Origin of the sequence: Lelliottia sp. WB101 (assembly GCF_003051885.1) — a bacterium.
GTDB lineage: Bacteria > Pseudomonadota > Gammaproteobacteria > Enterobacterales > Enterobacteriaceae > Enterobacter > Enterobacter nimipressuralis.
Genome location: NZ_CP028520.1, coordinates 3,586,552 through 3,610,895 on the forward strand (window position 1 = coordinate 3,586,552; position 24,344 = coordinate 3,610,895).

The 24,344-nt window shown below is 52.3% G+C and carries 29 protein-coding genes; 1 reads left to right on the forward strand and 28 read right to left on the reverse strand.

Annotated elements, in window-relative coordinates:
- Positions 1 to 47: 47 nt before the first annotated feature.
- The 24 genes from DAI21_RS17300 to DAI21_RS17410 all read right to left on the reverse strand — a co-directional run bounded on the left by DAI21_RS17300 (position 48) and on the right by DAI21_RS17410 (position 21,395).
- Complete coding sequence (locus DAI21_RS17300) at positions 48 to 722, reverse strand: hypothetical protein (RefSeq protein WP_107703746.1); 675 nt, start codon at positions 720 to 722, stop codon at positions 48 to 50.
- Positions 722 to 1,024 carry a hypothetical protein gene (locus DAI21_RS17305; RefSeq protein ID WP_107703747.1) on the reverse strand — a complete coding sequence of 101 codons (303 nt, stop codon included), beginning with the start codon at positions 1,022 to 1,024 and terminating at the stop codon, positions 722 to 724. The genes DAI21_RS17300 and DAI21_RS17305 overlap by 1 nt, the downstream gene beginning before the upstream one ends.
- 1 nt (position 1,025) lies before the next feature.
- Positions 1,026 to 4,481 carry a host specificity protein J gene (locus DAI21_RS17310; RefSeq protein ID WP_107703748.1) on the reverse strand — a complete coding sequence of 1,152 codons (3,456 nt, stop codon included), beginning with the start codon at positions 4,479 to 4,481 and terminating at the stop codon, positions 1,026 to 1,028.
- A 58-nt stretch (positions 4,482 to 4,539) separates the two neighbouring features.
- Positions 4,540 to 5,022 carry a hypothetical protein gene (locus tag DAI21_RS17315; RefSeq protein ID WP_159075425.1) on the reverse strand — a complete coding sequence of 161 codons (483 nt, stop codon included), beginning with the start codon at positions 5,020 to 5,022 and terminating at the stop codon, positions 4,540 to 4,542.
- A gap of 146 nt (positions 5,023 to 5,168) precedes the next feature.
- On the reverse strand, positions 5,169 to 5,783 hold the full coding sequence (locus tag DAI21_RS17320; RefSeq protein ID WP_107703750.1) for a tail assembly protein: 615 nt from the start codon (positions 5,781 to 5,783) through the stop codon (positions 5,169 to 5,171).
- 52 nt (positions 5,784 to 5,835) lie between these two features.
- The gene (locus DAI21_RS17325) at positions 5,836 to 6,318 is read right to left on the reverse strand and encodes a hypothetical protein (protein WP_234419494.1); all 483 of its coding nucleotides are present in this window, start codon (positions 6,316 to 6,318) and stop codon (positions 5,836 to 5,838) included.
- Positions 6,319 to 6,329: 11 nt separating this feature from the next.
- Positions 6,330 to 7,055 carry a C40 family peptidase gene (locus DAI21_RS17330; RefSeq protein WP_103948504.1) on the reverse strand — a complete coding sequence of 242 codons (726 nt, stop codon included), beginning with the start codon at positions 7,053 to 7,055 and terminating at the stop codon, positions 6,330 to 6,332.
- A gap of 2 nt (positions 7,056 to 7,057) precedes the next feature.
- A complete protein-coding gene (locus DAI21_RS17335) occupies positions 7,058 to 7,813 on the reverse strand; it encodes a phage minor tail protein L (protein WP_103948505.1) in 756 nt (251 codons plus the stop codon).
- Positions 7,810 to 8,157 carry a phage tail protein gene (locus DAI21_RS17340; protein ID WP_107703751.1) on the reverse strand — a complete coding sequence of 116 codons (348 nt, stop codon included), beginning with the start codon at positions 8,155 to 8,157 and terminating at the stop codon, positions 7,810 to 7,812. Before DAI21_RS17340 ends, DAI21_RS17335 begins: the two co-directional genes overlap by 4 nt.
- Before the next feature lie 36 nt (positions 8,158 to 8,193).
- Positions 8,194 to 11,247 carry a phage tail tape measure protein gene (locus DAI21_RS17345; RefSeq protein WP_107703752.1) on the reverse strand — a complete coding sequence of 1,018 codons (3,054 nt, stop codon included), beginning with the start codon at positions 11,245 to 11,247 and terminating at the stop codon, positions 8,194 to 8,196.
- Positions 11,244 to 11,558: a DUF1799 domain-containing protein gene (locus DAI21_RS17350; RefSeq protein ID WP_103948509.1), complete on the reverse strand. Its 315-nt coding sequence runs from the start codon at positions 11,556 to 11,558 to the stop codon at positions 11,244 to 11,246. Before DAI21_RS17350 ends, DAI21_RS17345 begins: the two co-directional genes overlap by 4 nt.
- On the reverse strand, positions 11,555 to 11,866 hold the full coding sequence (locus DAI21_RS17355; RefSeq protein ID WP_103948808.1) for a phage tail assembly chaperone: 312 nt from the start codon (positions 11,864 to 11,866) through the stop codon (positions 11,555 to 11,557). The genes DAI21_RS17350 and DAI21_RS17355 overlap by 4 nt, the downstream gene beginning before the upstream one ends.
- A 63-nt stretch (positions 11,867 to 11,929) precedes the next feature.
- Positions 11,930 to 12,601 carry a phage tail protein gene (locus DAI21_RS17360; RefSeq protein WP_107703753.1) on the reverse strand — a complete coding sequence of 224 codons (672 nt, stop codon included), beginning with the start codon at positions 12,599 to 12,601 and terminating at the stop codon, positions 11,930 to 11,932.
- A gap of 70 nt (positions 12,602 to 12,671) precedes the next feature.
- On the reverse strand, positions 12,672 to 13,082 hold the full coding sequence (locus DAI21_RS17365) for a DUF4128 domain-containing protein (RefSeq protein WP_107703754.1): 411 nt from the start codon (positions 13,080 to 13,082) through the stop codon (positions 12,672 to 12,674).
- Complete coding sequence (locus DAI21_RS17370) at positions 13,079 to 13,663, reverse strand: hypothetical protein (protein WP_107703755.1); 585 nt, start codon at positions 13,661 to 13,663, stop codon at positions 13,079 to 13,081. The genes DAI21_RS17365 and DAI21_RS17370 overlap by 4 nt, the downstream gene beginning before the upstream one ends.
- Position 13,664: 1 nt before the next feature.
- Positions 13,665 to 14,015 (reverse strand): hypothetical protein, encoded by a 351-nt coding sequence (locus DAI21_RS17375; RefSeq protein WP_107703756.1) that lies wholly within the window; start codon positions 14,013 to 14,015, stop codon positions 13,665 to 13,667.
- The gene (locus tag DAI21_RS17380) at positions 14,015 to 14,497 is read right to left on the reverse strand and encodes a DnaT-like ssDNA-binding protein (protein ID WP_107703757.1); all 483 of its coding nucleotides are present in this window, start codon (positions 14,495 to 14,497) and stop codon (positions 14,015 to 14,017) included. The genes DAI21_RS17375 and DAI21_RS17380 overlap by 1 nt, the downstream gene beginning before the upstream one ends.
- Before the next feature lie 36 nt (positions 14,498 to 14,533).
- On the reverse strand, positions 14,534 to 14,890 hold the full coding sequence (locus tag DAI21_RS23515; RefSeq protein WP_181827934.1) for an Ig-like domain-containing protein: 357 nt from the start codon (positions 14,888 to 14,890) through the stop codon (positions 14,534 to 14,536).
- A complete protein-coding gene (locus tag DAI21_RS17385; protein WP_107703758.1) occupies positions 14,815 to 15,765 on the reverse strand; it encodes a major capsid protein in 951 nt (316 codons plus the stop codon). The genes DAI21_RS23515 and DAI21_RS17385 overlap by 76 nt, the downstream gene beginning before the upstream one ends.
- 12 nt (positions 15,766 to 15,777) lie before the next feature.
- Positions 15,778 to 16,551: a hypothetical protein gene (locus tag DAI21_RS17390; protein ID WP_107703759.1), complete on the reverse strand. Its 774-nt coding sequence runs from the start codon at positions 16,549 to 16,551 to the stop codon at positions 15,778 to 15,780.
- An 80-nt stretch (positions 16,552 to 16,631) separates the two neighbouring features.
- On the reverse strand, positions 16,632 to 17,729 hold the full coding sequence (locus tag DAI21_RS17395; protein ID WP_107703760.1) for a phage minor head protein: 1,098 nt from the start codon (positions 17,727 to 17,729) through the stop codon (positions 16,632 to 16,634).
- A gap of 1 nt (position 17,730) precedes the next feature.
- Positions 17,731 to 19,119 carry a DUF4055 domain-containing protein gene (locus DAI21_RS17400; protein WP_107703761.1) on the reverse strand — a complete coding sequence of 463 codons (1,389 nt, stop codon included), beginning with the start codon at positions 19,117 to 19,119 and terminating at the stop codon, positions 17,731 to 17,733.
- A 1-nt stretch (position 19,120) separates the two neighbouring features.
- Positions 19,121 to 20,428: a terminase large subunit domain-containing protein gene (locus DAI21_RS17405; RefSeq protein ID WP_107704283.1), complete on the reverse strand. Its 1,308-nt coding sequence runs from the start codon at positions 20,426 to 20,428 to the stop codon at positions 19,121 to 19,123.
- Positions 20,406 to 21,395 (reverse strand): terminase small subunit, encoded by a 990-nt coding sequence (locus tag DAI21_RS17410; RefSeq protein ID WP_107703762.1) that lies wholly within the window; start codon positions 21,393 to 21,395, stop codon positions 20,406 to 20,408. Before DAI21_RS17410 ends, DAI21_RS17405 begins: the two co-directional genes overlap by 23 nt.
- 476 nt (positions 21,396 to 21,871) lie before the next feature.
- On the opposite strand from DAI21_RS17410, the gene DAI21_RS22985 reads away from it, so the two are divergent.
- On the forward strand, positions 21,872 to 22,354 hold the full coding sequence (locus DAI21_RS22985) for a hypothetical protein (protein ID WP_159075426.1): 483 nt from the start codon (positions 21,872 to 21,874) through the stop codon (positions 22,352 to 22,354).
- 95 nt (positions 22,355 to 22,449) lie between these two features.
- Here DAI21_RS22985 and DAI21_RS17415 read toward each other — a convergent pair whose 3' ends face one another.
- From DAI21_RS17415 to DAI21_RS17430, 4 genes are all read right to left on the reverse strand, one after another.
- Positions 22,450 to 22,980, reverse strand: coding sequence for a hypothetical protein (locus DAI21_RS17415; RefSeq protein ID WP_159075427.1), 531 nt, complete (start codon positions 22,978 to 22,980; stop codon positions 22,450 to 22,452).
- A 73-nt stretch (positions 22,981 to 23,053) separates the two neighbouring features.
- Positions 23,054 to 23,569: a hypothetical protein gene (locus tag DAI21_RS17420; RefSeq protein ID WP_107703764.1), complete on the reverse strand. Its 516-nt coding sequence runs from the start codon at positions 23,567 to 23,569 to the stop codon at positions 23,054 to 23,056.
- Positions 23,566 to 24,102, reverse strand: coding sequence for a lysozyme (locus DAI21_RS17425; RefSeq protein ID WP_107703765.1), 537 nt, complete (start codon positions 24,100 to 24,102; stop codon positions 23,566 to 23,568). The genes DAI21_RS17420 and DAI21_RS17425 overlap by 4 nt, the downstream gene beginning before the upstream one ends.
- On the reverse strand, positions 24,102 to 24,317 hold the full coding sequence (locus tag DAI21_RS17430; RefSeq protein ID WP_107703766.1) for a class II holin family protein: 216 nt from the start codon (positions 24,315 to 24,317) through the stop codon (positions 24,102 to 24,104). Before DAI21_RS17430 ends, DAI21_RS17425 begins: the two co-directional genes overlap by 1 nt.
- Between the last annotated feature and the right edge of the window lie 27 nt (positions 24,318 to 24,344).

Consider the following 24,344-nt stretch of genomic DNA (forward strand, 5'->3'; position numbering starts at 1 on the left):
TGATTAGATAGATCAATTATCTGTTATTGATCGCTCAAAACGATCAATCAGTCATAGGCCGCTGTATTTATCGCTGTTAATGAAATCCCGGTATTTGTACCGCCTCCCGGCGCCCCTGTCCCCGTTGAAGTCCCGCCTGCGTTTACCCTCGTAGTTGTTCCATCGAATCTGCATGACGAATACGCATTGATTGTGTAAATGGTAGGAGGTTGAGTGGAGTTATTTACGATTATGGTCTGACCCAGCTGTGCAGGCGCGACGGCCCACGAACCGCTCAGCGTCTGGTCAATATTGCTCCCCCCGTTTGCGCCCGGCGTGCCAACTGTCTGCAGGTCTGATAAAACGCGAGACTCATTTGTCAGCACAAGCTTTCCGGCTGCGTCCCAGATAGCCAGACCCCATTTCGGTAATGTCTGCGGGAATACGGCAAATACATATACTGTCAGGGTGAAACTCTGGTTATAGGGGTTAACCCCGCCAACATAGATATTGCCGCCATTCCTGTAAGACATAACTGGCGTGGGCTGTGCTGTATTGGTGGTTTTAATAAATACCATCGCAGGATAACTTGCGTTCAATGCAATATTCTGTGCGACCTGCTGAGAGCTGCCGTTAGCGGATGAATTAAAGGTGTACTTTCCGTAAAGACAAAAAGGCGTTGATTGTGGCGTTACAAAGGGATTCCCGTTATCCATTAATATCATTGCGCCAAATTCGGCCATTATGATCTCTCCATGAAAATGACCACCTCACACTTTGATGCCGGATAATTCCCCATACCTATAGCAGAGGCAGCTGTTACGGTAATAGTGTTCCCTGACGCTACAATGCGCCGACCTACGCTGCTTCCTCCTTCATCGAGTGAAAGAACAAAGCCGACTTTCATTCCGGAGGGAATCGTAAAGGACCAACTGCCGGATGTTTGCCCGGCAGCCAGTTGTATACGCCCAACAACTGAAACTGGCTTGATACCATAGTTATTAGGTTTCCCTGCTGCGTCCCAGGCTTGTATCCCGTAGGCCATATCAGAACACTCCTGTTAACCTGCCAACCTGCACCCTCAGTACATTACTGCCGTCTTTGACGCTGATTGTCTGGTTGGTCTGCTTCATGGCCCCCTCTCCTGCCGTCGAACCATAGTTTTCAAAGGTACCAGTCTTATCCAACTTCCAGCCTACAGACCCTGCAACATAATTATTGGACTGGATGTAATTACCGATCTTGGCGTTAGATATTGTCCCGTCCTGGATGAATGTATCTCGGATAAAAGTCTGGCCGTTCTGGATCACAAAGGGCAATGACACAGTGCTGCCAGCCTGCGTGGTTACAGCGAAACGGTCTGCCAGGAAGATAACCTGCGACTGCATACCAGAAGGAGTGTTCCCTACTCCGATCCCCATCCCTGCGGCGTAATACTGCCCGTTAGCGGCCACGCCAACTTTGATGTTATACATCGCGCTGATGTTGCCGTTGATGTCAGCCACCGCATTAGCGGTTTGCGTGATAGCAGCAGTCTGTCCATTCACCGTTACGGTCAAAGAATTGATTTTTGTTGCAGATGCCTGAGTGAAGTCAGCCAGGGTTTCGGTGAGATCAGTTGCGTTGGAAATATTGCTACCGGCAGATGCATCGAGCGTAACAAGAGCACGGGCAACTGCCGAGCTGCTATCAGCAATCGTTGTGTCGATGCGGTCGATGCTTGCGCTGTTTCCGGCATTCGTCACGGTTTGAGATCGACGCGAAGTAACCTGAGCAAGCCCGTTCTGGATAATGGCGATTGCAGAGTTCTTTACCCCTCCCGTCATTCCATCCATCGATACGGATATCTCGTCGATTTTCACAGCTGCCTGAGCCAGACCATCAGCGTTTTCCTGAATGGCCAGCGCCTGCTGCTCAATGTCGTCGGCATTCTGTTTGATGTCCTCGGCCATGCCAGCAATTTTTTCGTTGCTGTCGACGGCGTTCTCGATCAGGTCCTTAAACGTGTCCGATTCTTTGATATCCTCCAGGATGGCATCAGTGATGTCGGAAACATCGATGCTGGCCTGGCCCCGAACCCAGTCTGTGAACCCCGATTCGTTGCCGGTTCGGTCCACCAGCTGCGCCCGGTACCAGAAAATCTGTCCCGCCTTGAGGCCCATCTGCTGATATTTGCGCTGCGGGTAAGGCACATCGGCCAGCAGCATCGCATCATCTTCGGTCCCGGTCAGGCTGAACTGGATCTCCGTCTTCAGTGTGTCATCGGTATTTGCAGGGAATCCCCAGTTCAGCTCAACACCAAACACCACGTTTTCAGAAGCGATAAAGCCCACTGGCTTCGGCGGATTACCGACCTTGCCCGTCAGCGTTTTCTCTTGTGAATATCCCCAGCCTGATGAAATTTCCGCAGCATTGATGGCGCGCACGCGCACCAGGTAGCGCCCGGCGTAAATACCCGGTACGTCAAAAGACGTGGTGGGGCTGCGCGGTACGTTCACCCAGTTCCCGTCGTTGCGGCGCCACTGCGCTTCATAGGCGATAGCATTCTGCGCCTGGTCCCAACTGACGCGCATTGTTTCAACGCTGATATTCTGCTGAACCATCGAGAAGGAGTTGATCACGATGTTTGCTGGTGGCGCCTGATTGCCCGGAGGAATAACACTTATCGGGCGCTGGTCGATGATTGCGCCTGTATCGATACGGGCATATTTATCCGGATCGTGATTAGCTCCGGCGATGGTGAATGTCCCATCATCGTTGTCCGTCACGCTAACTACACGGTATTGCTGCGAGTAAAGTTCATTACTCTCTAACAACCAGACTGCTTCAGCATTTGGTGTTTCGCTATACGGCGTGGTGACAGTGACCGCTTTATCTGAAATCGCCTGGATAGTGCGTGACTGAGCAACACCGGAAGGCATGTTAACGATTAGCCTGTCTCCTGCCGCGGCGCCAGGAGCTCGATCAAGATTGATAACCCGGCCATTTGCACTGTCGACTCTTCCGCCCAGATCACGTCCGGAAAGGTTCCTGTCCGCCACAGCGATGACATATCCAGGTTGTGGAATATTGCCGTCCAACCCGACATTAAAGGTCACTACACGGTCTTTGTTATTGGTGAGAATGCCCCAGCGCCCTTTTCGGTTCGCCTCCGATTGTCTGGTGCAACCTATGGCCGTAAGTTCGAGCTGGTTGAAGCCATAGCGCGCCACCAATGCCTGTTCAAAAACCGGCTCCATAGCATCAGCGTAGGCATTATCCGGATCGGACCATGAGACCAGCGCGTTTGTGTACCTGCTCTTGGTCGTGCTGCTGGAGTAGGTGAATTTACCGTCAACAACATTGGCGTGGGTGTAACTGAAATCGACATCACGCGGCATATCCGCGAGGCAGACAATCTGGTCATCGCCCCAATAGGTCATGCCCCTGAAGATAGCCGCGAAGTCTCGCAGCACGGTGTAGGCGTCGTTTCTGTCCTGAATGTAGACGTTGCAGGTATATCGCGGCTCGGTACCATTCCCGCCTTTGCCGTCTGGTACCTGTTGATCGCAGTACTGCGAAACCAGGTAAAGCGTCCACTTGTCGATATTGGCCGCAGTGAGACGGTTGCCTAAGCCGAAGCGGTCAGTGACCACCAGATCGTAAAAAATCCAGGCAGGATTATCCGTCCACGCCCACTTAAACGTGCCTGTCCAGGTCCCGCTGTATGTTCGAGTCTCGGGATCGTAGGTATCGGGAACACGGATTACGCGTCCGCGAGGTTCGCAGGAAATCTGAGGGATGGAGCCGTTGAACTGGCTTGAGTCAAACTCGATATAGAGCACCGCAGTATTCGGGTAACGCAGTTTGGCGTCAATCACCTCAGTAAAGCTTTGCAGCGTCATTACATCGCCGATTTTCGCGCTATTTGCGTCAGCGGTTATCTTGCGCAGACGAAGCGTCCAGGTGCTGCCCGCCTGCGGTAAATCGATTCGGTGGCTGCGTTCGTAACCGGAGGTCGTTTTTCCCGTAACACTGGTATTTAATACGGTCTGCCAAGTGCCACCGTCGGTCTGCAGATCGATAGCATAATTGATGGAATAGCCAACGAGATCGCCGTCGTCCTCTTGCTTAAAAAGAGAGGGCCATTTCAGACGCAGGCGCACAGCCGACAGCTGGGTATTAGTGAATGTACGCGTCCAGGCGGTCGCACTCGAAACCTCAGCCCCCCCGCTAATTTCGTTTTCGGTACCGGGAATACCCTGTATGTATTTCTGCGCCTGAGTCCCCGTACGGAACTCCCACGTTACACCGCTGAAATTCTGCGTACCATCTGCGTTCTCAAGTGCAGTGCCATCCAGGTAAATAGCCTTACCGGTCAGTTGGCCAGCAAATTCCCCCTCTCCTAACGCGAGCAGGATTTTCGCCTTTGCGACGGACTGGAGATCGTCTGGCTGCTCCGTAGGCGTTCTTGAACTGGAGTCGCCACCTTTACGGCCCTTAATAGCAGTTGCTGTAGCCATGTTTCGCCCATAAAAAAAGCCACCCGTGGGTGGCTGGCAGTGATTTGAACATGGAAGGTCACGATTTAAGCAACAACTTGTAAAAATACGCTTCGTCGTAGAGTCGTAGAAATCTCAAAGCACAAGTTTTGATATAATCAGCTTGCTGATGTGGCCTAACATTCCCATGTATCTGGTGATTTAAATAATAATAACCAAGACCTTCTTCATAGTTATTTACAAAGTCGTCGTGTAAAGCGCTCCAGTAAGAAACAACTCGGTTTAACAGGCCCGCAGGCAAGTCATACCATTGGACAAAGGTTTTACTTAATTCACTCCAGAGATCATGCTCGCTCAGTGGGTAAGCAAGCTTTTTAAATGTTAGGCGTAAAGACAGAACAAACGCCTCGTGATCATCTGGTAGTTGATAACCTACTTCGTCGATATATGCATCGAAATACTGAAACACCTCATCTTTGGATATTTCTTTATCTAACCCTAACGATGCCAGTATTAACAAGCTTGAAGAACTGCTCCCAGATGAAATCTGTTCTTCAGCCAATCAGTAAACACTTTACGGTTCAGTCCCGGCTTGTTTAATTTTCGAATGCCAAGCAAATCATGAAAATCTACGACATAGCCATCCATAACACCCACCAATTACTTAAGCATACCTTTCAAGAAGATACACTTGCTGTGCCGACGTTGCTACTGCTGATCTTCCACGTAGATGCCGGCGGAGATAATGGCACCGCCAATCCTTCGCTTTCCGTAAAGAAGTGGGACTGGATTTCCCTGAGCTGTGGTGTTCGTTACACCGCCAAAAGCGTAACTGGCCTGATTATCAGCAGACTGCTTACTGGCAAGGCCGGCCGTCTGCGGCGACATCATTTGAACTACGCCGCCGATCATCATCGCAGCACCGAACTTCGCTACCCCATAACCTGCCGCTGATAGCGTGCCAGCAGAAAAGTAACCAATCGCAACGCCGACGACGACCAATACCGCCCCGAGTATCGTCTGGAATGCGCCTGCTTTTTTGCTACCAATGATTACTGGCGCGACACGGATATCTTCACAACTTTTATCCATATCGAGTTCATCAGAGATCAGGTTGCGCTTGCCGCTAAAAACGGCGTAGGTAAGACCGCGTTGTTTACTGGTATTCAGGAAACGTTCGAAACCCGGAACAATCACACAGAGCGCACGGATGGCCTCTTTTGGTGATGCGACTGAGAGCTTATATTCACGGCCAAAGGTAGCGCCGAGGATGCCATAAAGCCGAATTGTTCGGGCAGGCTCTTTATTGAGTAACGCAGTCATATTAACTCCATAAAAAAAGGCCGCCTGAGCGACCTTAAATTTATTTATGAATTTACTTAACTTTCCACATTCTATATTGCCCCCAGAAACCAACTTCTGCCACATATTCTTGTGGCGTGCCGTCGGCAACGAGTTCAAGAGTTTTTCGCATACCCATGCTTAGAACATTACATTCGTTACTGACTCGTAATTTATGAGGACCATCAGTTAAATAAGCTGTAACGAATTGATTCTGTCTTAGAAGGGCGACATCTTTATCATCGATAGCAACCAGGAACTTACACATTCCTCCACTTCCGCCACCAATGAATTGTTTATTTCGTGTAACAGTAACCTTTGTCTGCTGTGTATCAGTTTTGGGTGTTACGATTTCTTGATTTAGTATCTTTTCTGCCTGCCCATAAGGACGTGCACATCCTGCCAATGTAAGAACAGCTAAAATAATTAGTAGTTTTTTCAAAATCTTATTCCCATTAGTATTGTTCGGATTAATCCTAACATGTAAATAAGTATCTTGAAAATCAATAACTAACACATTGAGTCGCGTTAGTTGGAGTATCTGTCCCCATCAGACTTAAAACGAACTATCTTCATTGTTCGCTCCCGCCAATACCCGCCATAAGGCACACGCTGGCTGAGGTGGCCGTACAGATGATGAAGTAGCATATTCCCTTCAAGCAAGATGCCGGCATGATTCCACTTATTGGCCTGTACCTGCATGATCACCATATCGCCAGCCTGCGGGGGACCGTCAAACTCGCGGAAACCACATTCATACCAGCATTCCTGATAGAAATTGTCCGAATAACTGTCCTCCCACCACGGATAATCCACACGATAGTCGGTCAACTCAATGCCATGGGTTTGGCGAAAATAGCTCATCACAAGCCCCCAACAGTCGTACACGCCCAGAACAAACGGACGCCCCACTAGCGGCAGCTCACCACGCGGTTGAATGGTACACAGATCCCCTTCAGGCCAACTCACGATATGCCAGGGCAAAAGCGTCACGTCACACTGAGCTTTATCCAACTCGCTTGGTTGAGTCGTAGCGTCAGGATGGCTATGAACTATGGCAATCACCGTTCCCCAATCTTCAGCTTCAGCGTAATCCTCAGGTGAAAGATGGAATTGCTCCATCGGCTCAGCCGAGAAGTTACGGCACGGGAAATAGCGCTCCACTCTGCTTTTCTGCGCGACCACTCCGCAGCTTTCACGTGGGTACTCTGCAGCAGCATGAGCCATGATGGCGTTTATCGTTTTCTGACGCATGATTAGCTCCTGATAAGGGAAGTGCCCGGAAAACCACCGAAGGGCAATTCTTCATTCTCACCAAACCGCAACCTGCATGCGGTAAGCGTGCCATTGCAGACATCAAGCGACGGATCGTCTACCGGATTATTGTTCAGGTCGAAGTAACTGGTGCCGGCGTAATCGCACCCGTCACCCGAGCGATACTGGTTTCGGATACACCATGTGCATAGCGAGTGGAGTTGACGCGTCGGTATCATTAACCCCTGAAGATCCATAGGGCTAGTGAGAATAAACTCGACGCTTTCCCCCGCCAGTTCGTTGTTCTTACCATCGATGTAGAACACCCGTTTTCTGACCTGCAGCGGATCAGCAGTAGCATTTCCTTCAGGAAAGTTTCTGGCATCCAGATAATGGGCAAACGTATCGTGAATAGTAACCTTCGCCTGGAGCATGTCGTCGTAGGCCAGACAGAGCGCAGTGATCGAGCTGTCGATGTTTGCCACCGTCAGAGTCGGTTGTGCACTGCTGCCGTCGGTTGATGCCTCAAGCCCTTCGAGCTGATATGGCCAGGCGGCATATTCTTTCCCCTGCCACCAGATACTCTTTGCTGCAAGTTTCGTTTCATCCCCACCAGCAGCGGCAATTTCATCAGCTGCATGGGGCAAGTTGTAGGCATGAAAACGCAGTACGTCATCGACACCAAAAGTGGAGCCATCAACCTCAATGAGGCGAATTTTATTGCCCGGTTCGAGTCGTTGGTAATCTTGTGTGATCATGGTGAGTATGTCTGTTTGAAAGTAGCGGTTATGGTCATTACTCTGCTGGAGAGGGGCTGCGCTTTCACTGAGTCTGCCTCAACGCGGTAAAGTCCCGCCTCGCCAATTGGTGATGTCCAGATAAACGATTTTGTGATGTGCGAACGGCAGAAATTCAGAGCGGTAAGCATCTCTGCTTTTTTACCCGTGAGGGTTATTGGCCAGGACTGCTTTTCGGGATTGATGCCCTCGCCTGCAATCTGCTCATAACCATCACCGAATGATGCGGCGCGAGTGGAGTGACTAAATTCGCCCTCCATACCTGCCTGTATCTGAGTTCGCCAGGTGAATGTTTGGATCGCCACGTTTCCTCCGGGCATAAAAAAACCCGCCGAAGCGGGTTAGCGTGATTTCATGGCATTCCAAATGAGCTTGCCAGGTTGCAACTCCTTCGCAATACCTGTCCGAACAGACTGTTCAATGGTCTGCTTGTAAGCCCGGGATATCGCATCGTCATTACCCGAAGTTTGCTGCTGCGAACTCTGGTTCTGAACCACGACTGAGGTTTGTACCGTAACGCCACCCGAGCCAGCAGATTGCAGTCCAAACATCGGTGCGGTACCGACATAACCACCATCAGCGTAACCCTGAGCGCCGTGCATCATCGCGTAGAGATTGCCGATGCCAATCGCGCTTGTCGCCTCTTTGGTGAAGACAAACTCGCCCCCGTGAACCACTCCTTTCGGCTGGTACTTCCCGCCGTCACCTGTATAGCCACCGCTGTCGAATGCCGGGACCAGGCCCCCTTGGGAGAATCCGAAAAATGCTCCAACAGCCGTTCCGCCAAACGCTGACTTCATGCTGTTAACCATTGCTAGTTGCACGAGCATCTGGGCAATGCCCTTAAGGAACGTTGTCAGGAAGTCGGTAAAACTGGCTTTGCCGGTAGTGAAAAAGTCCGTGAGCGTTGAAGCCATACCGGTAAATGCAGATTGAGAAATATTCTGCATTTGCCCATAAACATTGGTTGCGCTGTCTTCAAACTCGCTCCAGCCCTTTTTCGCACCGGTCAGCCAGTCTCCGCGCAACTGGTCTTCTGCATAGTAATAGTCGGCCGCAGCCTTAAGCTGTTTCTGGTAGCCATCATCCGCCAGAGAACCACCTGAATTCTGCCAGCCGGCGGCAAGCTGACTTTTCGTCAGTTTCCGCTGCGCCTGCCGGTCGCTCATCCCGGCGCCGCCTGTCAACGCTGCCTGCTTCTCGGACATCTGCGTGGTGTATTTCTGCGCAGTATCCATCCGCTTGTTCAGTTGCTCCTGAGCAGTGATCTGGTCGCCAAGTAGTGCTTTCTGACGCGCCAACTGAAGCACCTGGTCTTTGCTCGCCAGCAGCGACTGCTCCTGTTTGGTCAGCGAGCGAGTCCGGGAAGCCTCTTCCAGCACCTGGAACTTGGCTTCAGTGGTCCATAAGTTTTTACGCTGCTGACTGATCGTGTCGTTCAGGTCTTTATGCTTCTGCAGGGCATACAGCTGCGCTTGAAGCGCCAGCAACTCAGATTGAGCAGAATCCTCAGCTCGCAGACCGGACGAGACGTTTTCCCCTTTCGATGTTGGCGTTTTGGGGTCTCTATAAAGCTTCTCGATCCCGGCTCGCGCTTTGGCAATGTCCTCAGCCGTCCAGAGTGTCGCGGTCCCGTTTCTGGCAGCGTTGGCATTTTCAGCAATGGCTTTATTCAGTTCGTCCTGAGCCTGACGGCGCTTTTCTGCGGCTTCAGTCCCGGCATCAAGATAGCGATTCATGATCTGCTGGGCACTTATCGCATCTTCGTTAATTTCTTTACCTGCTGATACAGCACCGTTCAAATCGTTCTGAAGTGTTATGGCACCCAACATAGGGTTAATTTGGGCTTTCAACGATGCTATGGCCGCAAGCTGCGCTCTACGGCGATTATCGTAATCTCGGTCCTGTGAGCTGGTGTCGTAGCTATAGCCGTAGCCCATCTTCTGGCGTTCAGGCAATAGCTTACTCTCGCGATCCGCCAGATCAGCCTGCATTCTCGCAAGCATGTCTTGCGGTGCTTCCGGGCGCCCAATATTAAGCAGCTCGTCCCACATCCCTTTGAAAGCATTGCGGGCTGCAAGTGCGGCTTTCTCAACCAGACCGAGATTAGCGAGGATCTGCTGGCTTCTGCGTTGTTCTGCCTGGCTGTAAGCATCAGCGGCTGCTTGCCCTGCAGCCTCTTTATCGCCCCGACGTTCCAAAGAAGCAATGTATTCAAACTGAGCCGCCGTCAGGTAATGCAGCTGATTGTTGAGCTCTTGCGATGCCTGGGTTGGCTCGGCATAAAGCTTCTGGAAATTAGCGATGGTCTTATCTACCGCCTGACCAGTTGCCTGCTCCATTGCAACTGCCGCGCGGCTCACTGTCTCAAGCTTGTTTGCATCAAACTTTCCAGAACCCACTACCTGAGCCAGAACAGAAGAAGCGGCGTATTGGTTAATCCCGCCACCGGATAGAGACTTTGCCAGTGCAGACAGCTGTGTGGCAGTTTTCCCCGCATAATTGCCGGTCAGTATCAGCTGTTTGTTATATTCGGATGCTTCTTGTGAACCTTTATACCAGGCAGCGACCAGCAGGCCAGCAACACCAATCATTCCCCCTAAAGCCAGCTTTGCCGGAGTTACTAGCGAGAGAATGGCTTTCAGCGCATTACCCACTCCCCCAAACGTATCGCGCAGCTGACCACCCTGCTGGATGGCAACCATGTATATCGGCATACCAGATGCCAGTGAGGTAGCAATATCGGTCATTTGCATCGGAAGGTAACGCATGGCATTACGGTACTGCCCCGCGCTGATCGCGCCATTCCTCCAGACGTTCTCTTGTTCCTTCAGTTTGGCGATCATCGGAGCGGCCTGTTGTGTTACTCCCAACTGCGCGGCTTTTAGCTCAAGGATTTCAGCGCGCGTTTTGCCGATCGTAGCAGTTTGCTCCTCCAGTGAGGCAATGAAGGTTTTCCCTGATGCCGCTGCCCGCTGGGCCGCCTGAGCCTGCTCGATGCGAGCCCGCCCCTCTGCCGTCTCAGCCTCCATGACCTGGGCCAGTTTCGTCCGGGTCGTCTCCAGTACGCTGTTATAGCGAGTGAAATCTTCATCATCCACCAGCCCTTTACCGCGATACTTCGCCAGGGTTTCCTGAATAGAGTCCAGCTCGTCCAGTGCTTTGTTAACCGGGCTGATTTTATTCAGCAGGTTCTGTAACTCCTGGCGCTGCTGCTTCAGGCTTTCGCTGTTTTTCTTCTGATTATCGACACCGGTGCGGAATGTACTGTTCAGGTCATCCGCTTTATCGGCGGCGGTGGTCGCAGTATCCTGAAAGCGCTCCAGCTCCCGATTGCCGCGCTCCAGTTCGCTGGTGTTGACGCGCAGCGAAATGGTGGCGATATCGTTACTCATTCCACCCTCTCTTTATGCATGATTTTCAGCGCTGCGCGCTCCATTATCCGGATATCTGAAAGCGCGGTTACCTCGTCGCTCACGTTATGCAAACGCATCAGCCAGGGCAGAACGTTGTAATCCAGCCCGGACGCGCCGCCCATTCCCGTACGCCATTGAGTACTAACGGCCTGGAACACGACAAACGAAGGCCAAACGTCGGGCCATACATCCACGATCTCATCATCGTAATCGTCAGGACTCAGCCCGTAGGGAGCAAGGTCGGCTGCCGTGGGTTCAGGCGTATAGAACGCCGAGGCAACCGCTATCAGTTTTTTTCGCGCTGGCCCATCAGTTCGCGGTAGTAGGTTTCCGGAATGGTCTTCATGGCCGCCGGGTAATTCTCCAGAAGTACACTGAGGTTGTCGGCATTGAACGCATCGGGTAGCGCCCAGCCTGCAATGATTTCCATCAGGAAATCCGTGGCTGTTTTGCCTTCCAGCTTTTCCAGATCGGCCAGTTCTTTAAGCGGCTTGTGGTTGAAGGTGAAAGTCAGTACACCGTCTTCATCACCGGCGCGCGGGATCGTGACGTTTGCTTTGAAAGTAGGTTTAGGTTGGAGAGTAAACTTCGTTGCCATCGATGCCTCTTAACGTAAAAAAGCCTCCGGGTGGGAGGCATGTGGTTGGTTCCTGATCCCGGCTTACGCCGTGGCATTGGTCACTTTGTAGAACGTCATGGCCGGAGACTGCAGGTTGAGAACCACACTCACCGTCTCCACCTCATTGACCGCTGTGGTTGGCGTGTCGTCAAAGGATGCCGTGGCCGCCCAGTAACGGTTTTCTTTAGCCTTTGGAACGTACATGTAAGCCGCGACCGTATCTTCGTCCTCATCCAGCTGGCGCAGCAGCGGGTAAACCGGAAGCGTGGAGTCGTGGGCGATCGAGTAGGTTTGCGAAACAGCAGATTTGTAGGTATTGAGGTTGCGCTGGCGATCGTCGCTCAGGAACTGGATTTGTGTGGTGTTCTGATCGCCGCCGGATTTCGAAACCTCTGTAATCTGTGGCAGCTCGGTCCACTCAAGAACCTTGCGGATAGAACCAGTGCCGCCACCAGCGGCATATTTGTTTTTGTTAACGGTATTGATATTTCGCAGCGTGACCGCGCTTTCAGCAATTGCGTCGATTTTGGCAATGACGTTATCAATTCCGGACCAGCTGCAGTTCACATGGACGATATCACCCACATCAAGCTCCTCCGCAGAGCTGACGGTGATCACCACGTTTTCGGCGTTCGTCGCGCCGGTGAAAGCAATTGCCGGGCCATAGCCCGACGCCAGATAGACGTGAGCGCCGTTAGGCAGTGCAAAGCCCATAGTGGTTACTCCTTCGAAGAAAAGAAAACCGGCGCGCGGCCGGTTTGGTTTGAAAAGGTGAGAAGCAGAATTAGCTGACGATATCTGCCCGGTAGTTCAGGCTGACAGGAACGGTGTAAGAGACGTCCGTCGAAATGCCCCGGAAGATACCCGGCGCGCCGCTGATCGAACTGATGAAGCCATTACCTTCAACTTCCAGCCCTTCAGGGAAAAGCTCAGCCACCCGGCACGCCAGCGCCACAGCAACTGAGCGGCCAGTGCCAACGGGAGCCACAACGTTGATCTGGTACACACCAGAATAAACCCGACAGCGCAGACCGAGATCGAGCGTGCGAGGCGTGGCGGGCATGTCGTGTACCGCGAGGTAAATCGCATCGGCAGGCGGTGTGAACGGCACATTTTCCCAGGCGACCGCGATGCCCTCCGCATCGGCCCAAACACCAAGCCTTGCGGCCAGCGCCGCAGCAATATCTGGGATCACTTCGCCACCTCCCTGATCGCTTCATCAAAGAACCGCTGGAACTCTGCTGCCGTTATTCGCACCATACCGCCCGGCGACTGAGTGGAATGCCCCATTTCAAGCGGGTAGGCGTAAGGAACGTTGTTGCAGAAGTAGATTGAACTCATTCCTACTTTGAATAGAGAAAGTGTGTAATTCCCTGCGGCTTTGGTGAGATCGCCGGTCTTATCAATCCGACCGGTTTCCTCAGTAGTGGGCGCATCAAACGACACCTGCCAGTTGCCGCGAAACCGCCCACCGGTGTAGCCTGGCGGCGCTTTGATATCCATCCCGTCCACAACCCGGGCCTTTTTCTTCAGTCGTCCGGTTTTTGTGAGATTGGAAGGGTCTGCTCTTTGCGCTTCGTTGTGGTCATACACAGCGCGGTTATAGGCAGTGGCCGTCTGATTTATTTCCCAAAGCTCAGGGTTGCCGACGGGAGACATCATTACCAGTTGATTGAGGATTCTTATTCCAACCGCACGTACCACCGCATCTTGGTTGGCTTTCGCTCTGTCAACGAATGCATTGATATCAGCAATAAATCCGGCATTCTCACTCATGCTATGCCCTCAGTTGCGACTTGTAGCAAAGCACTAACGACCCGGGCTTAGCAGGGTTAGGCTTAACTACGCGGTGCTGTTTGCCGTCAATATCGATCAGATCGCCGGTTAAGATTTCTTCCTCAGCGGTGAATACCATCCTGACGTCACCGCTTTCGATCGCCGTACCGTCGATTTCTCCCGGCTGATATTCCGTTTTGACGCCAGTCGCCGTGAAATGGATATCTTCGGACCGATACTCAACCCCGGCGATAACGGTCACCTTACCCTTGCGCGTGACGCTGTAGGCCACGCCGTTCTGCTTGATCATGCGCGTTGCCGTCGCGCGCATGCGCTGATAGTTGATGGGCATTAGGCACGCTCCGCAAAGGAATTGATGGCGTAGCCGCGCCCGCCGGCTAATTCACCGAGAATAGCCATTACCGCCGGGTAGGACGGCGTAAACACCTCACCGTCTGCGACCGCATAGGTCATGGTGACAGCGCCTTCCACGCGTTCAGTCTTAACCGCGGCCTCGCGTGCGCTTGCGAGCAGGTCGCCATCCATCGCCTCAACCGCAAGCATGCATTGTGCGGTGATAACCGGGCGTGGGATTTCATCCGATGGCAGATCGTGTCCATCCAGAATGACATTCACACGCGGCCAGGCCAGAGGTTGTCGTGGTTCAGCTTTGGCGCCAGCCCAATCAAGCCCTTCAAGGTAATCCATCGCCTTAATCAGCAATGGAGAGAGCTTCTCGGGCAGTTCAATGCCACGCAATTCGGCGAACGACGCCAGGTCTTCCTCGCTGGCGTAGCTGTTTACGCCACCACTGGTGATATCGGTATTGATCATGGAAATATCCCGAAGGTGGGGCTTTCGCCCCATGCGTTACTCGCCGGCAGGTGCGGTGAAAGTGATTTCATTGCTGGTTTTCGCCATACCATCAACCGTACCAGTGACCGTAAAGGTCCCTGCCGCGTCAGCGGTAAGTTTCACCGTAGCGCCACCAGCAGAGCCGGTCTGCGAGCTCTCGGTGCTGAGCGTGCCCCCCGTCGATGACCAGGCAACAGTCTTGCCCGAGACGCCGGAACCGTTGTGGGTGTATTTCAGGGAAAAAGTGACCGCATCGGTACTGTCAGCGGTAGCGGATGATTTATCCGCTGACAGCGTTACTCCCCCGCTGCGGATTCCAGCTTGATCAGCACACCAGCTGTCGATTTGTTGCTGGTGAAGTGCTTCTTCCAGTTGCCGGCAGTGCCGATTTTGGTCAGGTCAGGGTTATCGCCTTTCGCCGTGTCCCAGCTGTAACCAAGCAGATCGACGTTCACAACGCCTTCGGCGCGGTAGCCAATCGCGAGGTTTTCCTGATCGTTGATGTCATAGGAGCGGAAACCCGGCGCCTGAGATTCGGTCACGGTCACCGCCCCGGTCACCAGCCCCAGGATTGCGTCAACGTCCATGGTATCGGTGACCAGAACAGGTTTACCGAGGGTGCCCGGCTGGCCGCCGTACACAACCACGCCCGCTTCTTCGTAGATTTTATTGGCGATCGCCTCATCCACGATGTCGAAGTAAGTGGCGGAGTGCATGACGAACAGAACCACACGGTTAAACTTATCGCCGTATTTACGCAGACCGCGCGTCAGGGTCTTTTTGCCATCCGTTTCGATGTCAGCGGTCACCACCATTTCAGCGTTGGCACCGATTGCAGCTGTCAGCGCCTTCAGGCCATACTTCACATAACCTTCCAGCGTTGCGTCAGCCACATCGGTGCCAATCACCTCAGAGAACTCGTCAACGGAGCGGCCACGGCGTTTGAATGCTTCTTCGGTGGTTTCGTAGGGGCCGTATTTCCACGGAGCTTTTACGGAAATCGCTTCACCGGCGCCGATTTTTTTGCCCGTTACTTTGTCGGTAGAGTTCACGTCGCGCGATTCGATAGAGCCGCCAACTTTGTAGAAGGCACGCTTCCGGAAATCACCTTCAATCAGTTCGTTATCCAGCAGGATCGCCCCGTTGGAAGAGGCGTTAAAAATCTCCAGATTGTCCTGGCGACGTTCCAGGAACGCGGTTTGCGCCAGGTCGTCATAAATAATCAGATCGGTATTAACAGTCGTCATCGGGTAAATCCCTTATTTCGGAAGTTTGAGGAAGGCCTGCTGGCCATGCTTGCGGATGTAGTCCGCCTTGTTGCTGGCGCTCATTTCGGAGCGTTTCAGGCTGCCGCCACCGTTCGGTTTATGCCCGCCCGCGCCAGTGCCTTCGGCGCGAGGAAACAGATGTGGAGCCGTCTCCTTGAGAGACTCCGCCCACTCAAGCGGGCTAAGCGGGGTTTTCCCGTCTTTTCCGAACAGAACATCGCCATTCGCATCAACCGCTACGGCCTCGCCTTCGTCGTTGAGCTTGAAAGTGCCTTTGGCACGCAGGATCAGGTCGTCAGATGCTTCCGGTAGCGCGCCGGTTTTAGCGGCAGCTGAGCGGATAGCATCGCCTAGAACGCGATCCCGGAATTTGTTGGAAAACGCTTCGGCTTTATCCGCGCGTTCATTAGCCATCTTGATTTGCTTATCGACATCAGCACGCAGACGCTCGGTGCGCTTATCCAGCACCTCATCAATTTTTCCGGCGGCAATCAGCTTTGCCTCTTCATCGTCGGAGAAGCGTTGCAGGATGCCGCGCACGGCGTCTGGATCGATACCATCAAAGCGGGACAGGTTTTCTTTCTGCTGCTTGATGGTCCCCAGCAGCTCAGAGTTTTTGGTTTTAAGACCGGTGACTTCGGTCGTCACACGTTCGTCGATCAGCTTCTGGATTTCCGGCGTGATTTCGACACCGCCACCACCGCCACCTCCTTCACCGCCATTTTCTGGAGCGTAAAATTTCAGAAGCATATTTCGGATTAACATAATGTCCCCTCGGGATTTTGCCGGGCCTCGCCCATAAAAAAGCCCCGGCGGGTGCCAGGGCATGATGTAAATAATGTCTGTCAGTTATCAGTCGCTGATAGCTGTTTGAGCCGCTCCAGTGTTATCCACTCGCCTTTATCGGTGAACATGTCGCTCAGCTCGATTTCGCCGGCACGTAGCAGACGCCCGCGCTCCGCACCAAGCACCTGATCCTGCCGCTGTGCCGACTGACGCTTGAGCCACTCCAGATATGTGGTTTTACCCGGAACCTGCCCGTCCATGCTCGCGCGGGTGCCTTCGTCCATTTCATCAATATCGATGCCGAGTTCTCGCCAGGACTTAAGTATCAGCGTTTCGGTTGAGCGACAGCAAAAGTGAATTTTCCCCGGTCCCTGCAGGTAAGGCACCTTATGCCCCATCGGCTTGTTGTCCAGGGTGTAACGAAGCAGATCGCGAACAATGCAGTCGTGGCTGGTTTTGTTATCCAGCGTGGACAACCACTGTTTTCCTTTCACGATATCGCTGTTGGCGCTGGTGAAGCTGTTACGCGCGGTCGCGGCCAGATGATTTACTGCAGTTTTAGCTATGCTGGCAGCATTCGCCCTGCTCATTTGTAGCGCGCCATCGCGGTAGTCCTTGTTGGCATGACCACGAACGTTTCGCGCGATGGTTTCAACCGTTTCGCCCGCCATGTAGCCGCGGCGCACGGTGTTCACGATGCGCGTTAGCCTGTCCGACTCCAGATTGCTCGCCCACTCACTCAGGAGCCGCCCCTGAAAGGGTTGCGCCATCGCCGCGGCGTAGACCATGTCAGCCGTAATGCCCTGCAGCGGATATCGGGAGAGTACCTGCGCAGGCAGGAGGGAATCGAACAGGTTCAACTGATAGCTGGCTTCGTTCTTCGCAAGCGCCACCAGCTCACTTTCCAGCCCGGCCTGCATTGCAGAGACGGCCTGATGATTCAGTTGCCGCACACTGCCCAGCAAGCTTTCCAGCCGGTTAACGGTGAAGCTCTCCTGCGGCAATCTGTCCAAGGCATCGAGCAGGCGCGCCGAGAGGTCTGCGTCCGTCTCATTCAACAACTTCACCATCCGATTTGCCACGCCCGTGGCGTAGCGGCTGAGCCATACGGAATGCCCAATCGCTTCGTCACGCAGGCTTTCGTTGACGGTTGGCATGCTAGCCTCCTGTCATTGTGGGTGCCTGGTTGCGAAGCGCATCGATCACATCATCAGGATTATCTGCCGGGTCAATCAGATCGAGCTTCTGCAATGCCCGAATCATATCGGTATTGCGCAACGCGCCAGACTGCCAGGCGTTTACAATCGCAGTGACCATACCGGACTCAGCCACCTTCGCGATGAATTCCTGGTTGATGGTGTAAGCAGGAGATTCATCTTTGAGTCCTAGGTATTTAGCGCACCAGCCCAGCGCCAGCGTATAAGCCTCAGAAACGTTCGATACGCAGATACCAAGCACGGATGTTGAGGATGTTTGCTCACCGCTCGCCTGCGTAGCCGTCTTCGCAGTGGCGTTCTGCTCAATCAGTCGGGCGCCCAGTTGCACCATGTAATCGCGCTTACTGTCCATAGCCTCTTTAGCCAGCATGTTCGGCTGCGCCTGGGCATAACCAAACGAGCCTTCTTTGGGAAGCAAAAGCGGTGATCGGGAACCAATTTTCACGCCCTTCTTCTCGAGGTGATCGCGCCAGTTAGTATCAAGCCCGGTCATATACGGCTGAACCTGCCCGCAGAACCACACGCTGTCTTCATAGTCCGCACTGTTGCGGTAATGACCGTGGTTAATCTCCACCAGCGCGGCCAGCGGGGAATCATCGATTGTCGGATCGTTATTCTGCGCGCCGACAAAGGTGAAGGGAATTTCATCCCAGTAATCCAGCCCTTTGGGCTTAGGGTGGTACTCGCTGTCGATGGTATAAGTCCCGCTGGCGGTTCCGCCGCTTCGCCGCCATACCCGGCAGATAAACTTCCCCTCTTCCAGCGCCAGCTCGCGATACTGGATTTCATCTTTGTAGGCGTAACCATCCGGTTGTTCAACACATTCACGCAGCACCACCAGCACCAGTTGATCGCGCCCGTTGATGCGCTTCGTTCGCCAGTTGATGATGTTTTCAGCCGGATAGCGAAGGATAATCGCCTCATTGGTGGCCTCAGCGTAATCGACGTAAATACCGTCGCGCGCAACCTCCAGCACGTTTTCAGTCACCAACTGGGACTGCTGATAAATGCTCGTCCCCGCCCCATCTGCATTATTCAGCAGATACATGAGCTTTTCGGGACCACTGAACGTCGGATCTTTCCGGTACGCCAACCCAAGCAAGCCTATTTTCGTATTGCCCGTAATGGCGTAGAAAACCGCGCGGCTCAGATAGTCCTCGTTGCGCTTACGGTTGCGCGAGGATTTATCAGTCGGATCGAGGAACGGCAGATATTTATTGCCAGCATCCTTAACCGCCTCAGCCCCCTTGCAGAAGTCGCGGTATTTCCGCCAGGCAGCAGAAGCCGCCCGGTGTTCTGGTCGAACCCAGGTGATGTCGTCGTTTGCCATATCAGAAAGTGGTGTCCATGGTGATTGAGTAGGCTGGCTTCACGATCGGGTAATCCTTCACGATGAAGTACCCGCCAGCGTCGTTGGGGTGATCGTTATCTGCTGATTTATCCGGTTCGCCGTTTGCCGCCCATATCTGCTGCTCGAGGCTTTCGGTATAGACCGGGCAGTTCTGGACGTTCACCAGATACCGGCGTTCACCGTTAGCGTTGCAGAACATGGCGTTCATCGAGTTGATGCGGTCTTTAACCGGCGGGTTGGCATCATCGACGATAACGCTGAATCCGGCGTCGTTAAGCTGAGCAATATCGGTCTTGCTGGCGTTCTGCGATTTGCGGGAGTCGCCGGAGGCATCCGGATAGATGTAAATCTCCCGGCTTTTAACGTAGCGACCGTCCTCGTAGCGCCAGAACTCTTCCTGGATACGTTTGATCATCGCCGGGGTGTCGTAGACCTTCACCAGCTCACGAACGGCGCGCGGCAGACTGTTGCGTTTCACGTGAACAATCGCGGCCATTTTCCCCACGTTGAAGTCCATACCGATAAACAGTGGATCGTTGTCCTGAATCTCGTCAGTGCAGTTATTCAGTTTACGGTTGAAGGTGTGGTAAATGGTCCCGCTGTTGAGGTTCGTGAACTTGCCCCGCAGATAGGCCTGGATCAGCTCGTCCGGGTATGAGCTAAGCAATGACGGAATATAATCTTCTGGGAGGTTCTTTGCATTGTCGAACGTACTGGCCTGAATCAATCCGTACAGGGCAGCCAGTTCAGGCTTATCCCGCACCGCCTTCACGAATTGCTGATAGACGAACTTGAAGCCTTCCGGTGTTGTGGTGACATCAATACCGTTTCGCAGACCCGGAACGTTGTAACGCATACGCGCGATGATTTTTCGCCATGCCTGCTGCGCTTTTGCCGCCGGCATAACGTCCAGCTCATCCACCATCGCGTTTCCGATTTTGAAGCCGACTATTGAGCCGGGTTTCTCCATCGAGCGGCAGATCGTTGTTCCACGATAACGCCGCCCCTCGTAGAAATGGACCTCCTTGTTTCCCTCATTGATTTTTACGGTCAGGCCCCAGTCATGGGCCACTTCCTCAACGGTGGGATAAAAGATGTCGCGGATCTGAGGGTACGTCGGCGCGAAGTAGCCCTGGTTAATCTTCGGGAACTCCCACATCCCTTTGCAGATGCCCCCACAACCCACCCACGTCTTACCGGAACCGAACCCGGCAACATAGGCTTTGAATTTGTGCTGCATCGCGAGGAAGCGCGCCTGAGGAATGTTAAGTGTCGGGCTGATCCCCATCATCTGCCCTCGCATCCACTACGTTAATATTGATCTGCACTGGAGTTGGTTCGTCGTCGTCACCATCACTCGCCAGCTCCTTGCGGAGTTTCTCAACCTCCAACTGCCGGCGCTCGATTTCGATCTGCTGCAGTCGCTGCGCAAACTCACTATCAGCCAGGCCAAGCCGCTTCATTACCGCTTCGAACATTCTTTCCCGGCTGATGGCTGTGATTTCGACGCCATTTTTGCCGACTTTCACACCAGAATAAGCGAGCCGGGATACCGCAGGGAGTTTGCGCGTATCGGGGAAATAAGGCTGGCCAATGCCGTCGCCATTGCAGCGTGGGCATTCAGGGTTGGGCTCTTTGTTGTGGTCGTAGCCATAACCGCCTGTGTCTTCGGGCTGTCGCGCTCCTTCTCTTCCTTCAACCTTTGCCGTCTCTTCATCAAACTCAACAGCGTCGCGCCACTGATAGTGGTGACCAAAGCCCCAGCAGTAACGGCACGCGCCGCGGCGGTATTGTGAAAGCTGATTGGCATCGAAAGTGGCGAGTTGCCACATCTGCGTGAGGACTTCATCGGCATTAGCAAGCGTGCGCGCAATGGAGGCTTTCTGCTGCTGAGCAATGGCCTGCGCAACGTTAGGATTCGCTATGAGCTGGCGGCCATAGTTTGGGTCACTGTACCCAGCTCGCTCTGCGGCTGCCGTGGCATTTTGGTCCTTGAGATACTCAGCAATGAAGCGCGTTATCTTCGGGCTCAGGTTGCTGCTCACCAACTCCTCTGCGTATTTTTCGGTTTGCGCAGTGCGCAGCTTTTTCTGCGCAGGTTTTTGCGCTTTTTGCGCAGCTGGCTTTTTGATGTATCGGCGTGCAGTCGCATAATTCAGTCCCTGCGCTTCACACCATTCCTTTGGTAATACGCCGGTTTCGGCATGATCGGACAGGAACCGTTGCTGAAGCTCGCCCCAGTCCGGTTTTGCCATGAAATTTTCCTATGTATAAAGAATATGTGAAATGTGCCGTTATTATAAAAAAGGAGATTTCGATATGACTAAATGCTACCTATGCAGTAGAGATGCCACTTTAATCTGCAACCCTACAACCACAAGCTCATTCATAAAGTGTAGTTACTGTAAGGATTACATTATTGAGGATAAATTAACCACCTTGTCCCAGCAGGTTAGAAACAGCGCAGCAAGATACTCGCATAACCACAATCGTTATCCGGGTGAAACATTGAAGTTTTATCAAATAACCAGGACGTACAATGAATGCCCAGACCATGTCATTATGCTTAGTCGCAGGGTAAAGGCACCTTAACAACTACTGTTTCTTAATGGGTTAGTGCATAGCGTTTCACTGGAATGCCTTTCCAGATGTACGTTGCGACTTTGTGGGAAAAAGATGCGCTCACGACAGAACATTTCTTGTTTGTCGGTGAGTGCCATAAGTGGTCCATATGAAAATTGAAGAATTAACAAGATTCTGTACTGATATAAGACATGCATTAGAAACAGCTGATGTAGAAGGTATTCACGATGAGATGACGAGTCTCGGTATGTCCAATTTCCCTGCTGGCTGTTGTGGTGAAACTACAAACCTACTAGCCTTTCTGATTAATAAACAGTTTGGCGAGCTTGCTTTACTACGCTCTGGAGTTTATTGGGAGCATATCACCCCAGACTCTAGGCTTCGTGATGGGAATAGCCACGCTTGGCTTGAATTATCCGGAAATGTGGTTGATTTAACCGCAGATCAATTTAATGATCGTGGATTTGTCAACCCCCCTGTAATGATAACTGCAGACCATTCATTTCATGATTTATTTGCATATAGGGATAGTAGGGAAAACTTGGACATAGCAATAGCTCCATCTCTCAACCCAAGGCTTGGAAAATCAATCCTGTATGTGACTGAAAAGCTCAAGTCTCTTGGATGGTAAGTTGATTACGCTATGCCTACGCCATTACGATGGGTCTGCCCAAGGTAATGGCAACAAAAAACCGCCCGGAGGCGGTTGGTAAAAGCTTGTAGTGTTTATTTGTAAAATCCATAGCCTGTACCAATTAGACCAACAATGAACCCTAGATATGTGATGACTTTCATGACAGTCTCACCAATTTTTTTCTTTCTAATATAAACAGATATCTTTTCGCCCAATCCATCAACCAAGGCTGGGGTTGCCGAATCATCACGGACTTTTTTTAATGACTCCACCAGCATTTCAGGTAACTCACTAAATGGAGCATGCGTTTTGAAACCAGCTAATAAATCATCAACTTTTCCCTTCAAAACGTTACGGTTGTCTAAAGAGCCGTAATCTATAGCAACCTTCATTTTGGATAAAACCAAATGCATTTGATGATCACTTAGCCCAATAGTAATTTGCATATGTTTTAAGTCCTCATAGCTTAAATCATCGTGCAATAGTCCCTGGAAAAGCATTCTACGGACTTGTTTTCTCCGCCATGCTCTCCTTGCTTCTGTAATAACTGAGAATGAAAAAGTAATGGTAAAAATAAGAAACGCAAAAAAAAGAACAATATCCACCCACGCTGGAATCATCATACCCACCCCCTAAAAATTTCCGATATATTAAAGGGTTAAAATAAAATATACCAGTACTCTGCTTGCCAGTGGGTTACCTTCTTTCCGTTTCAATTTTCCTTATCCCTGCCAGTTGATTGTTTGCCTTCTCAATGGTGGCCAACAGTGGCTTGATCCACAGCACAGCCTGGCAGTACGTCATTGAGCTGGCGGTAACGGCACTACCATCGGCTGCGTCAGGTCTGTTGGTATCGGTGTGCAGGGCGCTAGCACGTAAACGGTGCGCGTATTCGAGCAACCCACCAGCAATGTCAGCAGGAACAGGCAGATCACAGGTTTTTTCACGGCGGAGAATCTCCCGATATTCGATTATTGTTTCTTCGTTGCTGATATCGATCAGGGAGTTAAGCCTGTTGGCATGTGCCGCAACCTGATTAAACCGATTGAAGTTGAAAGCCTGGGTGGCAATCACATGAGTCTGCAAATGGTTGTCACTGCGCAGTACAGCGTTATCGCTCTGGATATTACTTACTTGAGCGCAACTTTTTACGAGTGAGATAGCCAGCCCGGCAATGATTACAACAGAGATGAACAGTGGATTAATTTTCATTGGTCCAGTCCCCAGCACGTCAGCGCGCTTTCCTGGTCACGCCGTTCAACCTGACCATAGCAACCATTCTTCTGGCCTTTAGTCAGGCGGCAGTCGCGACCACCGTCTCTAGTCCACCAGCGAATAGCCTCGCATGCACCTCTCTGGTCGCCTGCGTTGAGACGCTTGTAGAACGTCGAGGGAAAGCACTTGCCGGGGCCAATGTTGTAAGGGCAAAACGATGCGATCCCTGCTTTCTCTGGTTCAGTCAGCGGTACATTGATATTGCGTTCAACCCAGGCAAGAGCTTTATCGCGTTCAATAGCATTCACCTGATCGCATTTCATCTGCGTCAGCTTCATGCCCTTCTCAACACGCTTGCCATCCACCAGCGTGGCGCCGCGGCAAATTGTCCAAATCCCGGAACCATCTTGATAGGCCGTCGTGCTGTTACCTTCTTTCTCATTCAAGAACTGATCGAGGATGACAGATGCCGGTGCGCCAGCGAGAATTAGTCCCAGAACGGCAGCGCTTAGCTTTGCTCTGTTTCCCATTAATCACCCCTGGCGGCTTTACGCCGATCTTCTTTGATTTTGAAATACAGATTCGTCAGATACGTAAGTAGGCCGAAGAGGAGACTCCCTAGCACACCTATAGCAGCCCATTGAGATGGACTGACCTTATCGAGCACTTGGAACAACCAGAATCCGGCATTCCCGGCTGATGCCCCATAAGCAATACCCGTTGTTAGTTTGTCCATGCGATACATGCTCTCACCTCGCGTAGTTAGCGGGTG

Excerpts from the sequence above, each read along its gene's own strand:
- DAI21_RS17300 (WP_107703746.1), bottom strand. The coding sequence starts at position 722 with ATGGCCGAATTTGGCGCAATGATATTAATGGATAACGGGAATCCCTTT.
- DAI21_RS17305 (WP_107703747.1), bottom strand. The coding sequence starts at position 1,024 with ATGGCCTACGGGATACAAGCCTGGGACGCAGCAGGGAAACCTAATAAC.
- DAI21_RS17310 (WP_107703748.1), bottom strand. The coding sequence starts at position 4,481 with ATGGCTACAGCAACTGCTATTAAGGGCCGTAAAGGTGGCGACTCCAGT.
- DAI21_RS17320 (WP_107703750.1), bottom strand. The coding sequence starts at position 5,783 with ATGACTGCGTTACTCAATAAAGAGCCTGCCCGAACAATTCGGCTTTAT.
- DAI21_RS17330 (WP_103948504.1), bottom strand. The coding sequence starts at position 7,055 with ATGCGTCAGAAAACGATAAACGCCATCATGGCTCATGCTGCTGCAGAG.
- DAI21_RS17335 (WP_103948505.1), bottom strand. The coding sequence starts at position 7,813 with ATGATCACACAAGATTACCAACGACTCGAACCGGGCAATAAAATTCGC.
- DAI21_RS17345 (WP_107703752.1), bottom strand. The coding sequence starts at position 11,247 with ATGAGTAACGATATCGCCACCATTTCGCTGCGCGTCAACACCAGCGAA.
- DAI21_RS17355 (WP_103948808.1), bottom strand. The coding sequence starts at position 11,866 with ATGGCAACGAAGTTTACTCTCCAACCTAAACCTACTTTCAAAGCAAAC.
- DAI21_RS17360 (WP_107703753.1), bottom strand. The coding sequence starts at position 12,601 with ATGGGCTTTGCACTGCCTAACGGCGCTCACGTCTATCTGGCGTCGGGC.
- DAI21_RS17370 (WP_107703755.1), bottom strand. The coding sequence starts at position 13,663 with ATGAGTGAGAATGCCGGATTTATTGCTGATATCAATGCATTCGTTGAC.
- DAI21_RS17375 (WP_107703756.1), bottom strand. The coding sequence starts at position 14,015 with ATGCCCATCAACTATCAGCGCATGCGCGCGACGGCAACGCGCATGATC.
- DAI21_RS17380 (WP_107703757.1), bottom strand. The coding sequence starts at position 14,497 with ATGATCAATACCGATATCACCAGTGGTGGCGTAAACAGCTACGCCAGC.
- DAI21_RS17385 (WP_107703758.1), bottom strand. The coding sequence starts at position 15,765 with ATGACGACTGTTAATACCGATCTGATTATTTATGACGACCTGGCGCAA.
- DAI21_RS17390 (WP_107703759.1), bottom strand. The coding sequence starts at position 16,551 with ATGTTAATCCGAAATATGCTTCTGAAATTTTACGCTCCAGAAAATGGC.
- DAI21_RS17395 (WP_107703760.1), bottom strand. The coding sequence starts at position 17,729 with ATGCCAACCGTCAACGAAAGCCTGCGTGACGAAGCGATTGGGCATTCC.
- DAI21_RS17400 (WP_107703761.1), bottom strand. The coding sequence starts at position 19,119 with ATGGCAAACGACGACATCACCTGGGTTCGACCAGAACACCGGGCGGCT.
- DAI21_RS17405 (WP_107704283.1), bottom strand. The coding sequence starts at position 20,428 with ATGGGGATCAGCCCGACACTTAACATTCCTCAGGCGCGCTTCCTCGCG.
- DAI21_RS17410 (WP_107703762.1), bottom strand. The coding sequence starts at position 21,395 with ATGGCAAAACCGGACTGGGGCGAGCTTCAGCAACGGTTCCTGTCCGAT.
- DAI21_RS22985 (WP_159075426.1), top strand. The coding sequence starts at position 21,872 with ATGAAAATTGAAGAATTAACAAGATTCTGTACTGATATAAGACATGCA.
- DAI21_RS17415 (WP_159075427.1), bottom strand. The coding sequence starts at position 22,980 with ATGATGATTCCAGCGTGGGTGGATATTGTTCTTTTTTTTGCGTTTCTT.
- DAI21_RS17420 (WP_107703764.1), bottom strand. The coding sequence starts at position 23,569 with ATGAAAATTAATCCACTGTTCATCTCTGTTGTAATCATTGCCGGGCTG.
- DAI21_RS17425 (WP_107703765.1), bottom strand. The coding sequence starts at position 24,102 with ATGGGAAACAGAGCAAAGCTAAGCGCTGCCGTTCTGGGACTAATTCTC.
- DAI21_RS17430 (WP_107703766.1), bottom strand. The coding sequence starts at position 24,317 with ATGTATCGCATGGACAAACTAACAACGGGTATTGCTTATGGGGCATCA.